This window comes from Halomonas alkaliantarctica (assembly GCF_029854215.1).
GTDB lineage: Bacteria > Pseudomonadota > Gammaproteobacteria > Pseudomonadales > Halomonadaceae > Vreelandella > Vreelandella alkaliantarctica_A.
On the sequence record NZ_CP122961.1, the window covers coordinates 1,483,407 to 1,497,916 of the forward strand.

The following is a 14,510-nucleotide window of genomic DNA, read 5'->3' on the forward strand; positions in this document are numbered from 1 at the left end:
AACGATTAGCGAGCAGTCGAGGTCGATTCAGCGCCGGTGAGCGTCGGTTCGGGTACTTGCTCCATGCGCTGGCGCTCTTGATCGAGAATCGCCAGTGCCTGGGCAGACGTCACGCGTGAGGCAGGCGTTACTAGACTAACAACCACACCCGCTACCAGGGCTACTAATACGGCAGGAATGCTTGGGTTGCCCCAGAAGGCGGTCCAATCGCTATTGGCGATAATGGTTAATGAGGTCACCGATGCGCAAATTAGCGTCGCAATAGCGCCCTGCCAGTTGTAGCGGGGCCAGAAGCGGCCCAGCATGGCGCTCACAAACAGGCCTGAAAGAATCGTCGAGATCATACGGGTGATGTAAGTGATGACATTATCCGAGGCCAGCGCGAACAGCAGCGCCAGGCCAATGGTTGCCACTAGTGCAATACGCGAGAAGCGCACTACATTTCGCGCTGAGGGCGTGTGGCCCGTGGCCAGCACATACAGATCGCGAATCAGCGTGGAAACCCCGGCAATGGCATCGGAACTGGCGCTCGACATCGTGGCGGAGAGGCCCGCGACTAATAGCAATAATCCCAACCCAAGTGGCATGATCTCAGTGGCCAGAAAGGGGAAGGCGTAGTTGCTATTATCGAGCCCAGGATTAAGAGCATGGGTGGCCATACCAATAATGGCGGGAATGATCGAGAAGCCGAGATAGAGAACGCCGGTGATTAAGAATGAACGGCGTACCGAACCAACCGATGCACCAGAGTAAATCCGTTGTCGGAAAGAAGGTGTTGCAAGTACGCCAATGGCAATAACCGCTGCCAATGATAGCGCTGGTAACGCGCCAATTTGACCAATACCTAGAAAGCTAGTGGCGCCCGCATCCATGCCTGCGGTAAGGCCAGAGAAGCCGCCAACTTCCACTAGCGCCAGGATCGCCATCAAAATAAAGCCTGCGAACAGCACGACCGCTTGAATGGTGTCGGTCCAGATGACTGCAAAATATCCCCCCACCACGCAGTAAATGCCGAAGCCTAACGCTACCAGAATGCGCGCAGTGGTTAGATCAATGCCCGCCATCCAGGAGAGATAGAGACCACCGCCAAGGATATGCGCGCCCAGCCAGCCTATACAGGCAATATAGATAAGCAGCGCGACCACATTACGTACCAGCCGATTCGCGCCGACGTAGTAGGCGAGTTCCTCACTCATGGTCATAAAACGAAACTTACGTACCGGGGCAAAACAGACCGCGAGCAGTAAAATGCCCACGGCCCCGCCCAGCCCGTATAAAGCACCGGCCCAACCGTTGGCGTAACCGAACCCAACGGCGCCCATGCTGGAGCCGGTTCCCACCATGGTCGCCACCGTGGTGCCCACGGTAAGAAATAGCGGCACGCTTCGGCCACCGAGTAGGAAGTCGTCGCCGCTGCCGCGTTTATGCCTTGAAACCCACCCGCCAAACGCGATCATGGCGATGATGTAGAGCACAAAGGTGATAAGGAATATTTGACTGTTCATGTTAACCTCTTATCGTTGTTTATCCGGCCGTTGCCGCGGCCGAAGGTAGGCAATGGAAGCGATTACCGCGGGGCTTTTTTATCCTAATCACGCGGTAATCTGGCGCTGCGCCCTTGCCGGGGTGCGGCGCTTTTTTTTGGTACTTAACGTTGGGTGTCTATACGCGGTCAGCGCGGTAGCACTTCACGTCAACTTCTACTTTGCAATCCACCACCAAGTCTTGAACGCTGCAAATACGTGCCGGTGGGTTATCGCCAAATATCTCCTTAAACACTTTGTTGAAAGAGGTGAAGTAGCGCGCATCGGTCAGCACGGTAGTGACATGCACTACATCCTCAACGCCGTAGCCGGCTTCTTGCATAATGGCCAAGCAGTTGTCGAAGGCGAGGCGCGTCTGCTCCACAATGCCGCCTTCAACGACTTCGCCATCGGTCATTGGCGTTTGGCCTGAAACGTATAGCCAGCCGCCTGCTTCAACGGCACGGGCAAAAGGTAGTTTTTGGCCGCCGGTGCCTACGCCGCCTTCGGTGCCGTATCGAATAATGCTCATGGGATTTGCTCCTGGTTGGTTTGTAAGGAAGGGATAATTTGAGAAATTCGCTCTGTTCTGCGTAGCATCCGGCCCGAGCGTTGGTCTGAAATTGCGCCTTGGTGGTAGGCGATCTTGCCGTTCACTACGACCAGGTCGATGCCTTTAGCCGCCGCAATAGGGACTTCGTAATTCGCCGTATCTTCCAACACCGCGAGATCAAACAGGGTGAGGTCTGCATAGGCGCCTATGCGGATCACGCCGCGATCCGTTAAGCCGAAATTGGCTGCTGAAAGGCTGGTCATCTTGCGCACTGCTTCTGCCAGAGGCATTAGCTTTAAATCGCGGCTGTAGTGGGCCAAAACACGTGGAAAAGCCCCCCACAGGCGCGGGTGAGGATGGGGGTCGTTGGGTAATCCATCGGAACCGACCATGGAGAGCGGATGCGCTAATACTTGCTGCATATCCGCTTCACTCATGTTGTGGTACACCGCCCCGGCAGGCTGTAGCTGTTTGGCCGCATCTAGCAGCGATACTCCCCACTCGGTGGCGATCTCTTTAAGTGGGCGGCGCGCCTGCTCTGGGTGGGGTGTCGACCAGGTGATCGTTATTTCAATTTCGTCCGTGACTTGGCCCAAATCGAGGGTGGAGGAGCCCGCGGTGTAGGGGTAGCAGTCGCAGTGAGCATGCTGATGCTGTGCGGCTGACGCTAATTTGCTGAGCGCCTTGCCAGCACCTCCCCAGTTGCCCGCACCTGCGCACTTAAGATGCGAGATCACCAGCGGCACTTGGCCATTACGTGCGGTGGTAAACGCTTCGTCCATGGCATCCAGCAGGCCCGCAAACTCATCGCGAAGATGGGTGGTATATACGCCGCCTGATTGCCCAACGGCGGCGACTAATGGTGCCATTTCCGTGGTCGGTGCATGTATCGCGTTGCGATAGGCAAGCCCTGAACTAAGCCCTAGGGCTCCCTCATCCAGCGCTTGGCGAAGCAGCACCTCCATGGAGGCAATTTCATCGCCGCTGGCAGGCCGGGCAAAGCTCTCCATTACCTGACTACGCAGGCTGGTGTGTCCCACCAAGGCCGCAACGTTAATACTTGGCGCGGCAGCATCCACGGCGTTGGCATAGGCGCTGAAGCTTGGGTAGCGGAAGTCTTCGGGTTTGCCCAGTAAATTCATGGGGTCGGGGACGCCGCTGGTGAGTGTCACCGGGCTTGCGCTGATACCACAGTTACCCACCACCACCGTTGTTATGCCTTGAGTGAGCTTCGGCAGCATCTCGGGGGTACGAATAACATTGGTGTCGTCGTGGGTGTGGACATCGATAAAACCGGGGGCTAGATAGCGCTCTTCGGCGTCAATGATCGTCGTCGCGCTGGCATAGGGCATAGAGCCGATGGCGCAAATACGTTCACCCTGGATAGCCACATCGGCACGAAAATGAGCGGCGCCAGAGCCATCCAGTACGTTGGCATTACGAATCAGCAGGTCGTAAACCATCTTAATCTCCTAGTGGCTGGCGGTTGTCGCCACCGCGATGGTCATCGAGGCTAAGCTTGAGACGACGCAATTTTGTCCGTGAACGCTCGCGGTGGCGCATGGCAAGTTCAAGTGCTAACACGTCGATGACCGCTAGCATGGCGTAGCGGGAAGCCGAAGGGTGGTAGATAAAGTCGGTCTCCCGCGAGGTGACCGGGAGCACAATGTCGGAGGTGTCGGCTAAGGGAGAATTCATGGCGGTGATGGCAATCACTTTTGCGCCGTACTGCCTGGCAATTTGTGCAGACTCCACCATCTCCGGGGTGTAGCCAGTCACTGATAGCACGACCACGACGTCATTCGGCTCAAGGGTTGACGCTACCATACGGGGTAAGAGTGCTTGAGGGTAAGCGCAGATCGCGTAGCCGAGCCTCACTAAGCGGAACTGAAACTCTTGGCAGAGAATGCTGGAACCGCCCCCCGCGCCAAAAACCAATATCTGGCGTGCTTTATCCAGCTGTTCGACCGCGCCAGCCACATCGGCCTGGGCGAGTAGGTCACGGTTTAGCGCAAGGGTTTGCGTGGCAATGTCATACACCACGCTTGAACTGTCTTCGGGTGTCGCTTCTTGTATAAAACGGCGGCCTGCCGCTAAAGCGCGTGTTAAGCGTGTTTTTAAGTCGCGCACATTAGTGCAGCCGATAGCGCGTGCAAATCGGGTGACACTGGCATCACTTACCCCGGCGCGCTTGGCAATGTCACCGATGCTTGCTTCGGTGACAAACTCTATGTCAGCAAATATCAGCTCGGCGACTTTCTTTTCAGCGTCACGCAGGGCAGCAAAGTCAGTGGTAATACGTGACAAAATGTCAATTTCTTGGCTCACCGTGGACTCCTAATGGTTGCCTTACCTAAAAAGTATGTTAGTTTCTAACTTGAAGTCAATAGTTATGAAAATATCTAACATATGTTCTTTACGAGAGAGGAAGTGGGCGAATGCAGACCAGTGCGTTAGCGGTTGATAAAGGTGGTATCGAAGTGGGGCCCAATGTGTTGTCCGGTGTCAGCTTGCCCGCCGCCGTGGTGCATGAAGGCCCACTGGCTCATAACGTAGAGTGGATGCAGCGCTTCGCAGAAGCTCACGGTGCTCGCTTGGCGCCTCATGGTAAAACCACCATGACGCCTGCGCTTTTCCATCGACAGCTCCAGGCAGGCGCGTGGGGTATCACTCTTGCCACCGCGCCTCAGTGTCGAGCGGCTTTCGCCAATGGCATTACCCGAATATTGATGGCTAACCAACTGGTCGGCCAGGCCAATATGGCCATTATCGCCAGTCTCATCGAACAGGGCGCTACGTTTTACTGTGTGGTCGATAGCCATGAGAACGTACGCCAGCTTGGACGATTCTTCACTGAACGGGGCTTGGCGTTATCAGTACTTATTGAGGTAGGCGTAGAAGGTGGTCGCTGCGGCTGCCGCAATCAGCAGCAAATTCTTTCGTTGGCGGAGGCAGTAGCCAATGAGCCAGCACTCTCCCTTGTGGGGTTAGAGGGCTATGAAGGTGTGGTTCACGGGGATAACCCCGAATCCGCTATTCGTACCTATGCTAAATACCTGGTGGATGTTGCCGTAGAGCTCGAAGCTGCTGGACGCTTTGCTGAAGAGAATCCGATTGTCACCGCGTCAGGTTCCGCCTGGTATGACGTGATCGCAGAAGCCTTTGACGGCGCACCGCTGTACGGCAAATTTACCCCTGTGCTACGCCCTGGTTGCTACGTGGTTCATGACCATGGGCTATATCGCGAAGCGCAGTCTGCGGTGATGGCGCGTCGGCCGGATTTGCAGCAGGGCCTTGAACCTGCTTTGGAAGTCTTTGCACAGGTGCAGTCACTCCCTGAGCATGGGCTTGCAATTGTGGCGTTAGGTAAGCGTGATATCGGTCATGACCAGCTACCCATGGCCCTGCGTCGATTCCGGGAAGCCGGTAAGCCCTCCCAGTCAATGTCAGTTGCTGGCTGGGAGGTGACAAAAATTATGGATCAGCACACCTTTGTACGCCTTCCAGACGGAGCTCAAGATGTCGAGGTCGGTGATATTGTCGCCTTTGGCGCCTCTCATCCTTGTTTAACCTTCGATAAATGGCGCCAGATACTGTTAGTAGATGATCAACTAAACATTAAAGAGCGTATGGCGACCTACTTTTAGAGGTGTCTGCAGTATTGCCCGTCGCGGCGCAACATTACGCCGTCTCTTGTACGCTTAAGCGCGCAATAGCGGCGGGTAGTTCATCGGCGTGATGGATGCCAATGGCACCTTCCGGGGTGGTTTCTTCAGTGGGGAAGTGATTGAGGTGAATCACGTGCATGCCCGCCGCTAGACCCGCTTCAACACCCACCGCCGCGTCATCGATCACTACGCACTGCTGAGGAGCATGGCCCATAGCGGCAGCCGCCTTGCGATACAGCTCTGGGTCGGGTTTCCAGACGTTGAGGGTATAGGCGCTAAAGAGCTTATCGGTAAAGTGGTGGCCCAACTCGGTGCTTTCCAGCGCACAGCGAATTTTGCGCTCGGGGCCATTAGACACCACGGCCTTGGGATGGCTACTTAAGTGGTCTAGAGCAGCAGACATGCCCGGTATTGCCACGAGCTCGGCCCGCATACGGGCTTCCATGCGCGCCCGCATACGGGCTTCCATGCGCGCCCGCATACCAGCCTCAAGCTGGGAGAACTGGTCTGCTGCCAACGCCTGGAAACGCTTTTCCAGCGTTTGGACGATCGTCTGGAAGCGTACCCCGCGAAATTCGTCCATATACTGCCGTGCTGTGAAAGGTAAGCCGAACTCGGGAAGGATTTCGGCCATCACCTCGGCAAGCAGTATTTCGCTATCCACCAGGGTGCCATCGCAGTCGAACAGTAAGCACAGGGGTGTAGAAGGGGGCGTGCCGGTGTGCTTCATCGATAGGTTTCCTCATTGACTAAGCTGATAGGTCGCTCGCCCTGGAGTGCTAGTCGAATATTATCCACCGCCCGCTGGGCCATGGCGTCGCGGGTTTCATGGGTAGCAGAACCGATATGCGGCAGGGCGACCACATTCGGCATCTTCGGCAGTGGGGACGAATCGGGTAGTGGCTCCTTCTCGAATACATCCAGCCCGGCGGCTTGAATCACGCTATTCTCCAGGGCGTGTATCAACGCGGTTTCATCGACGACTTTACCGCGGGCGATATTGATGAAAATGCCCGTTGGCTTCATTTGCGCGAACTCATCGGCGCCTATCAAACGTTCGGTTTCAGCGGTAAGCGGCACAGTGACACAGACGAAATCGGCATCGGCCAACAGCTCGTTGAGTTCGCGGCGCTGCGCGCCTAATTCACTCTCTAAATCGGGCTTAGGTGAAGCGTTGGAGTAGAGTACCTGCATACCGAATCCCAGGGCTCCGCGTCTTGCAACGGCTTGGCCAATGCGTCCAAACCCCACCATGCCCAAGGTTTTGCCATGTACATCGCTGCCAAACAGTGCGGGTCCAATGCTGGCTTGCCATTTGTCGGCTTTGACCCATTCGGCGAGTTCAACCACCCGGCGCGCCGCAGCCATAATCAATGCAAAACCGGTGTCCGCGGTGGTTTCGGTAAGTACATCAGGCGTATTGCACAGCATAATGCCGCGCTTAGTAAGTTCATCAACGGGGATGTTGTCGTAGCCAACAGAGATGGTCGCGATGACTTGCAAGTTGGGCGCAGCATCGAGTAACTGGGGGGTAATGGCCAAGCCAGAACCGATAATACCGTGCGCCTCCGCTAATAGAGCGCGATTTTCAGGGGCATCAAGCGCAGTGGTTTTCGGCAGCACATCAACCTCAAACACATCGCTAAGTTCAGCCTGTTGAGCGTCGCTGAGTCGTCCTTGAATCACTAGACGTTTTTTCATTGTTCTCTCCATGGTGAAAAGCCTGTTATCTAAAACCTGTTATTTAACACCTGTTATTTAAAAACAGTGGGTGGCGATTAGCCAATTGGCTGGTCGGCTTCAAGCGCTAGCAGTTGCTCGCGATTAGGCAGACCTTCCATATCACCGACGACCTGAATGGCCTGGGCGCCAATGAGGTTGCCACGTTGGGCGGCTTGGCGCGCCGTTCTTCCGTCCAGCAGGGCGCTAATTACGCCGACGGCAAAGCCATCGCCTGCGCCTACGGTATCCACGACTTCAGCTACGTGGCAACCGTCTACGGTAAAGCTCTCTTCCTGCCCATCGAGGTTGCCACGGTAATAGCTACCTTCCGGCCCTAGTTTGATGATCACTGCCGAGGCACCTTGATCCAGATAGTAGCCTGCTACGTCGTAAGGCGTTTTCTGTCCGGTCAGGAGTTGGCCCTCTGAAAGCCCAGGCAATATCCAATCGGCGCGGCCAGCGAGTTCATTGAGGGTTGACCGCATTACGTTTTCGTTGGGCCAAAGAGACGGTCGCAAATTGGGGTCAAAGGAAATAGTAGCGCCTTGGGCGCGTGCCTGTTCCATCAAATGATGGCTAAGCTGGCAGGCGCTTTCAGATAGCGCCGGGGTAATGCCTGTTGCGTGAAGGTGGTTAAGCGCCTGAAAGTCGACACTCCGGGCGTCGTCAATAGCAAGGTAGCTAGCGGCACTGCCACGTCTGAAATATTCGACTCGCGGGTCGGCGCCGCCCTGGGCACGCTCTTTAAAGAGCAGCCCGGTGGGGTGCTGTGCATCTGTATGAATATAGCGTTCATCGATACCTTCAGCGGTTAAAGCCGCCTGAATAAATTCCCCAAAGCTATCGGTGCCCACTCGGCTTAACCAACCGACATGAAAACCCAGCCTGGAAAGGCCGATAGCGACGTTGTTATCAGCACCGGCCAGGCGGCGGTGGAAACGCTCAATGCCGGATAATTCCCCCGGTGTATCAGCCACAAACATAGCCATGGCTTCGCCGAAGGTGAGAATGGCTAGCGGGCTAGTGAAGGAGTGAGGCATGGTCATAATCTCTTCGTTTGTTTATTATCATTCAATGGGAACGATACCATTTTTGCGACAATTTTTTAGCACTGCCATATAAAATTAGCGTTGGGTAGAACCTCGTTCAATCAGGGTAGGTGCAAAACTCAGCTCTTTCGGCATTAATGCTGCGTGGGGCTCAATACGATGCATCAAGCATTGAACAGCCGTTTTGCCAATTGCTTCAGTGGGTTGAGCAAGCGTAGTGATGCCGGGAGGCACTAAGGCGCACCAATCGAGCTCGTCAATCCCCATCAAGCCTACCGTTCCAAGAGGTAAGCCCAACTGCTGAAACAGGCGTGTCACGATTAGGGTGGCATTTCCGTTACCACACAAGACGGCGCAGGCGTGCCGTTGATGGGTGGTTAAAAAGTCGCTTAGTGCTTGAAGCGTTGCAGCGCCATTCATGTCAGTGAGCAGTGACGTTGTGTAATTCAGCCCATGTTGCTCGGCCGTTTGGCTAAAACGCAATAACCGTTTCTGCCGCGTGCTTGACTGCTCTGGAGCTTCGCTGACATATAGCACGGCTTGGTAACCCTGATCAGCTAAGTGTTCGAGCGCCATATCAATCGCTTGGTGATTATCGAGCCCGACCACTTCCGCCTCCACATGGTCGACTTCGCGGTCTAGTAACACGATGGGTGTGCCCAGGCTGATAAAGTTATGCAGTTGGCGTTCGGGGTTACCGGACGCATTCACCACGAGACCTTCTACTTGATAGGCGCCAAGCAGATCTAAATGCTGGCGCTCCTGTTCCGGGTCATTGTCGGTATTGCACACGATCAGGGAGAAGCCGTATTGGCGGCACGCTTGCTCGACACCGTGAGTGATGGCCACTGAAAATGGATTACGGATATCGGCGACCAGCATGCCTAGCAACTTAGAGCGACCACCTTTTAGACCACGTGCCATTTGATTTGGCTGGTAGCCAAGGGTGCCTGCCGCATGGGCGATACGCGTCTGAAGTGAAGGTGAGAGCCGCTCACGCTCTGCGCCAAAATAGCGTGACACGCTGGTTTTAGAGGCTCCAGCGAGTCGGGCTACTTCAAGGATGGTGGAACGGCGTGGTGTCGGTGGCATAGAGTGCTTAAAAGTAGTGTACTCAAATGAGTAGTGTCGTTCGTTAAGGTAGCTTTCGTTAAAGCATCTTCCGCTACATTGTAATTAGCGGAATGAGAACCGCTCGATTTTGGGCTTTTGTGAGGCCAAAAACCATGGTTCACGTTAAGCGTGATTTACCATATGGATGTTGTAGTCTGTGGGGTTTACCGTACCCTCAAGCTGTCCAATTTGAGTAAAGTCACTATTTTCAAGAACAGTATCTATAGACGTATCCTTGAAGGAAAGGTTTTTAATAACATTAACTTTACACGGCATTCCTTTTGCGTCCACATCCATTATCCATGCTAAAAAACCGCTTGAGAATTTGGCTAAGCTACCAATGGGGTATAAGCCAAAGTGTTGAATATACTCTACGAGCAACGACTTTTCATAAATAGTCGGGCAGTCGTTAACCCAACGGTAAGCATCAAGAGGTTGCCGCGGTTGTTGCCCATTTCGCTCATGGGTTAATTTATTGATTATTTTAATAATGCTGATTAGTCTAACGTGTTCGCTCAACTCTGCTGCCTGCTTTCCTTCTGGATAGCCGCTACCATCAAGCCGTTCGTTGGCATTGAGTATAATATCATGGCAAGCTGGGCTGGCAGTCCAGCCCAGTGTGGTTAATCTGTTGTTCAGTGCAACAACATGCTCTTTAAGTAGCTCGGCTTGCGATGGAGACATGCGAATTTTAAGTGAGGGCAGCTGTTCGCTAATCAGCAGTGGTTTGCCCATAGTGTGCAATAGAGCACCCGCCACCGCTTCGCGTGTCTGTGACGCGTAGGGGTCTCGACTGATCAGGATCATTGCTAGCTGGCTACTCACTTGTATGGCATGGCGAACCCACTCGGGTTCATCATGCAAAAAAGCCAGCGCATATTGAAGACCCTTTCGATCTTGATTGACCATGTAAAGAAGGCTGTCTACACACTCGTAGAGACTTTCTTCTGGAAATAAGTCTTTGTTTTTGGCGAACATTAACATGACTTGTAGCTGGTGGGCGACTTCTAATGCACCGCGTAACAGAGGGGATCGTTGGTTGTTTTGAGTTTGATCACGCTCTTCTTTTTGCTGCATTTTCTTCTCTTTCGCATCTGCTATAAATAGCCGTGATTTAGCTCGTGAAGAACTATCCTGTACACCCGAGCGAAAGGCAGCTTCGAACTCAGATTCCGATACATAATGGAAAAGTGTCTCGGTCATCGTGGCTGTCATATTAATAAATTCAATACCGATAGCAGCATAGTCGTGGCTACCAAAAGGCCGCATATGACAAATACGCCCTTGAGTGTTAAACGTTTCTCCGTTTGGAAACTCGAGTGTTACCTCTGGCAGCACCTGATTAACGGTAAAAGCCATGCTATCTTCCAGTCTGACATACACCATGCATCCGCCTACTGAAAGGTTGCGCACTTTACCTTCCACGTTCAGTTCATTGGCAAAGACTTCCAAATGCACACGTGCATGCATGCCGAGGATAAAAGGCACACGTAAAGCTCTTCGATTATCGGTGGAAAAGATAGAGCTAGGGAGTTGGCAATGTAAATGGTAAGTGCAGGTATCTATTTTAATGACGTGTGCCGGCACATGTTCAATATTATAAATTTCTTCTTCTATACCCGGCGTAGGGTGCGAGGCTTCTATGTCAAAGCAAATAGTATCGTTTTGTAAATAAGGAGAAAGCGAGCTACCCGTGTAGTGTATAGCTAACGTTATTTTACCGCTGTCCAATTCCATTTTAATAGCTTTCGCCTCAATGGCATAGGCCGCTTCTTTTGAAAAAATGGAAATAGTATGCTCTTTTTTTAGCAAAGATCTTATTATTTGCCCAGTAGTATTTTGGTTGGTTGTATCGATAATCATATCAAACCTACCGTTATTATATTGTCATGGCTTATATGAGTTTGACTAGGCTGTATTGTGTTGAATTTTTTAGTTTATTGGTTATTCCCGACATGTTAGGACGCCTAACCCTGGGTAGATTAGCTATTATTTTGCGTCAATTTGCAAACCTATTTATATTTATTTTAGGTGTCATTTGTAGTTATTTGATAATTTTTGCTTATATTTGATGTGAGCCGGAATGTCATTCGGTTGAGCAGCAAGAATCAGGTAAACTGCGCGTTTTCTTTTACAGCGATGCCCGCGGCATGTCTTCAAACCCTCAATCAATCAATTCTCAATCGAACAGCTATGCATTGACTCAGGCTGGCGATCGCTATTTCGACGGCTTGGCAGAGAAGTTTTCCCGTTCGCTCTATCAGGCGCCGAGGGGGGAGCTGCGCCTAGCCATGCTCGACTATCTGCTACCTGAAATGTTGAGCCTAGAGGGGCAGCGAGTGCTGGATGTGGGCGGTGGCCTGGGTCAGCAGGCGGCATGGTTCGCTGAACGTGGGCACTGCGTATCGATGACTGAGCCCTCAGCGGATATGTTGAACTACGCAAAAAACTGGCACCGAGACGTTAAATCGTTACCGGAAGGGGCCATCACGTATCTGCAGACGCCACTGCAACTGTTAACGCAGCATGCGCCTGGCCCGTGGCCCCTCATTACCTGCCATGCAGTGTTGGAATGGTTAGGTGACCCGCAAGCGGCGTTGGCTGCCTTGAGTAATTTATTAGCACCGGGTGGCCAGCTTAGCTTGATGGTGTTTAATCGCGATGCTCTGCGCTTTTCTAACGCGGTCAAAGGCAATCTTGAGAAGGCGTTGAGCGACCGCTTAGCGGGGAAGGGCAAGCGCCAACGATTGACGCCTATTTCGCCCGTTAGCCACGCCGAGATTGAGCAGTGGGGTGCGGATAACGGCTTAATGATAGACGCAGTCGCTGGTATTCGCGTCTTTCAAGATTACTTGCGCCAACCCCCTGCCACGCCAGAAGAAGCTGAAACGCTGTTGGCGTTGGAAAAACAGTACTGTCGCCATGACCCCCACTGGCGGCTTGGCCGCTACCTGCTGTACACCCTTACTAAATCGGAGACGCCTGAATGAGTGCCCAAGCCCCAGCGTGCCAGCTGTTAGAGCGCCAAAAAGATAACTATGCAGCACTGTGGGTCGTTGGCCCGCCAGTCGATAGCTGGCTTATTGAGCAAACGACGGGTGTGATTAGTGGTGATTTTGACGTACTAGGGGAATGGCAGGCGAAAGGCAAGCAGGCCCGAACGCCTTTTGCCTTAGCGGCGGGCGAGCCATTCGGTAAAGAGATTGTGCTGTTTTGGCCGAAGGCACATCAGTTAGGTATTTGGTGGCTCAAGTGGTTATGCGAGCAGCTACCCGAAGGGACACCTATTGAAATTGTCGGTGAGCATCAAGGCGGAATTAAACGCGTACCCAAGATGCTGGAAGAGCTGGGCATGCCTTGGGACAAACGCGACAACGCCCGGCGCTGCTCGTTGTTTGCCACCCAGACTGTTGCGTTAGACCTAGCCAGTGGGAACGGGGCTAGCGATAGCGCTTGGCAGCAATTCGAGACGGCCGGATTAACGCTGGTCAGTCACCCAGGTGTATTTGGTCACGGCAAAGTCGATGAAGGTACGCTGTTACTGTTGCAGAGCATTGAGAATAGCTTGCCGAAAAAACCGCTCAAAGTGCTGGATATGGGCTGTGGCGACGGCATCATTAGCGCCTGGTTGGCTCAGCGTGGTCACTATGTGACAGCCGTGGACGTCAGTGCCTTTGCGGTAGAGGCGTGTAAGCGCACCTTAGCGGCGAATGGACTAGAGGGGCGGGTGCTTTGCAGTGATGTTTACAGCGCGCTTGAAGGCGAGCATTTTGACTGTATTGTTAGCAATCCGCCTTTTCATAAAGAGCGCGACATTAGCTATGGCCCCAGTCAGCGTTTAATCAGCGCAGCGCCGGAGCATCTCAATGTGGACGGGCGGTTAATCCTGGTGGCAAATGGCTTTTTGCCCTATCCAGACCACTTGCAGCGGGCGTTTCAGGACTTCCAGACCCTGGCGGATAATCGCCGCTTCAAGGTTTACGGCGCGATTAAATCACACTCCTAGGCCTTATCCATGCGCTTTTCCTCAAACTTGCCACATTCAGCTGTCCTCAAATTTACCGTTAAGGTCTATCGTTAAAGGCTATCGTTAAGAGCTATGATGCAAATAAGTAGTCGTTAATCTAACGGTAGTGAGCAGGAGTGGCGGCAATGGCGGGAAACATTCGAAATACAGCGATACTGGGAAGTGCCGTTTTGCTGGGCGGGCTGTTGGCACTCGGGCTGGTATGGAGTGGTAGTTATATCAAGGGCGCCGCGGAGGTATGGCAGCAGTCGTCACGAAGCGTTACGGTGCGCGGCTTAGCCGAGCGCGAAGTGCCGGCGGATTTGGTGCTGTGGCCGTTCAATTACAGTGTCAGCGCTAATAGCTTGGGTGACCTTGAGCAGCAGCTTTCCAGCGACGAGCAGTCGATTCGCGATTTTCTGCAGGCGCAAGGGTTTGCATCGGAGCATGTTAGCTCTACTCCGCCGAGGATTACCGACCAATTTAGCAATCAGTACGGTGGACAGCGCCCGGATGAGCGCTACCGCGCCGAAGCGACGCTGCTACTGCGCTCTCCTGATGTTGAGGGTGTAATCGAGGCAATCCCCAGTGCGACTTCACTGGTTCGAGAGGGCGTGTTGCTCTCTCCCAGCTACGAATACCGCACGGAGTTTTTATTTACCGGTCTTGATGCGATCAAACCCGAAATGATCGCAGAGGCCACTGCAGATGCGCGCAATGCCGCACAGCAGTTTGCCGAAGATTCCGGTAGCCAAGTGGGCCAGATTCGTCAGGCGACCCAGGGCTACTTCTCCATTGAGGATTTGGACAGCTACACGCCGCAAACCAAACGTGTTCGCGTTGTCACCACGGTGGACTATTCCTTACAAGACTAAC

The 14,510-nt window shown here is 53.4% G+C and carries 13 protein-coding genes; 4 read left to right on the forward strand and 9 right to left on the reverse strand.

The window, feature by feature from the left end; genetic code table 11:
* Window positions 1-5: 5 nt before the first annotated feature.
* The 4 genes from QEN58_RS06670 to QEN58_RS06685 all read right to left on the reverse strand — a co-directional run bounded on the left by QEN58_RS06670 (window position 6) and on the right by QEN58_RS06685 (window position 4,404).
* Complete coding sequence (locus QEN58_RS06670) at window positions 6-1,505, reverse strand: sodium:solute symporter family protein (RefSeq protein WP_280106349.1); 1,500 nt, start codon at window positions 1,503-1,505, stop codon at window positions 6-8.
* 157 nt (window positions 1,506-1,662) lie between these two features.
* Window positions 1,663-2,055: a RidA family protein gene (locus QEN58_RS06675; protein ID WP_280106350.1), complete on the reverse strand. Its 393-nt coding sequence runs from the start codon at window positions 2,053-2,055 to the stop codon at window positions 1,663-1,665.
* A complete protein-coding gene (locus QEN58_RS06680; RefSeq protein WP_280106351.1) occupies window positions 2,052-3,539 on the reverse strand; it encodes an N-acyl-D-amino-acid deacylase family protein in 1,488 nt (495 codons plus the stop codon). Before QEN58_RS06680 ends, QEN58_RS06675 begins: the two co-directional genes overlap by 4 nt.
* Before the next feature lies 1 nt (window position 3,540).
* A complete protein-coding gene (locus tag QEN58_RS06685; RefSeq protein WP_280106352.1) occupies window positions 3,541-4,404 on the reverse strand; it encodes a MurR/RpiR family transcriptional regulator in 864 nt (287 codons plus the stop codon).
* Between the two features lie 110 nt (window positions 4,405-4,514).
* Here QEN58_RS06685 and QEN58_RS06690 point away from each other — a divergent pair, with 110 nt between their 5' ends.
* Window positions 4,515-5,723, forward strand: a complete 1,209-nt coding sequence (locus QEN58_RS06690) for an amino acid deaminase (RefSeq protein ID WP_280106353.1) — start codon at window positions 4,515-4,517, stop codon at window positions 5,721-5,723.
* 34 nt (window positions 5,724-5,757) lie between these two features.
* On the opposite strand, the gene QEN58_RS06695 is transcribed toward QEN58_RS06690, so the two are convergent.
* From QEN58_RS06695 to QEN58_RS06715, 5 genes are all read right to left on the reverse strand, one after another.
* A complete protein-coding gene (locus QEN58_RS06695; RefSeq protein ID WP_280106354.1) occupies window positions 5,758-6,474 on the reverse strand; it encodes an HAD family hydrolase in 717 nt (238 codons plus the stop codon).
* A complete protein-coding gene (locus QEN58_RS06700; RefSeq protein WP_280106355.1) occupies window positions 6,471-7,445 on the reverse strand; it encodes a 2-hydroxyacid dehydrogenase in 975 nt (324 codons plus the stop codon). Before QEN58_RS06700 ends, QEN58_RS06695 begins: the two co-directional genes overlap by 4 nt.
* Window positions 7,446-7,522: 77 nt before the next feature.
* The gene (locus QEN58_RS06705; RefSeq protein WP_280106905.1) at window positions 7,523-8,506 is read right to left on the reverse strand and encodes a sugar kinase; all 984 of its coding nucleotides are present in this window, start codon (window positions 8,504-8,506) and stop codon (window positions 7,523-7,525) included.
* 84 nt (window positions 8,507-8,590) lie between these two features.
* Window positions 8,591-9,607 (reverse strand): LacI family DNA-binding transcriptional regulator, encoded by a 1,017-nt coding sequence (locus QEN58_RS06710; protein ID WP_280106356.1) that lies wholly within the window; start codon window positions 9,605-9,607, stop codon window positions 8,591-8,593.
* A gap of 144 nt (window positions 9,608-9,751) precedes the next feature.
* Window positions 9,752-11,491: an HD domain-containing phosphohydrolase gene (locus QEN58_RS06715; protein WP_280106357.1), complete on the reverse strand. Its 1,740-nt coding sequence runs from the start codon at window positions 11,489-11,491 to the stop codon at window positions 9,752-9,754.
* 287 nt (window positions 11,492-11,778) lie between these two features.
* Between QEN58_RS06715 and QEN58_RS06720 the strand changes: the two genes are divergently transcribed.
* From QEN58_RS06720 to QEN58_RS06730, 3 genes are all read left to right on the forward strand, one after another.
* On the forward strand, window positions 11,779-12,618 hold the full coding sequence (locus tag QEN58_RS06720; protein ID WP_280106358.1) for a methyltransferase domain-containing protein: 840 nt from the start codon (window positions 11,779-11,781) through the stop codon (window positions 12,616-12,618).
* Window positions 12,615-13,634 carry a methyltransferase gene (locus tag QEN58_RS06725; RefSeq protein WP_280106359.1) on the forward strand — a complete coding sequence of 340 codons (1,020 nt, stop codon included), beginning with the start codon at window positions 12,615-12,617 and terminating at the stop codon, window positions 13,632-13,634. The genes QEN58_RS06720 and QEN58_RS06725 overlap by 4 nt, the downstream gene beginning before the upstream one ends.
* 146 nt (window positions 13,635-13,780) lie before the next feature.
* Window positions 13,781-14,509, forward strand: a complete 729-nt coding sequence (locus QEN58_RS06730; RefSeq protein ID WP_280106360.1) for an SIMPL domain-containing protein — start codon at window positions 13,781-13,783, stop codon at window positions 14,507-14,509.
* The last annotated feature ends 1 nt before the right edge of the window (window position 14,510 follow it).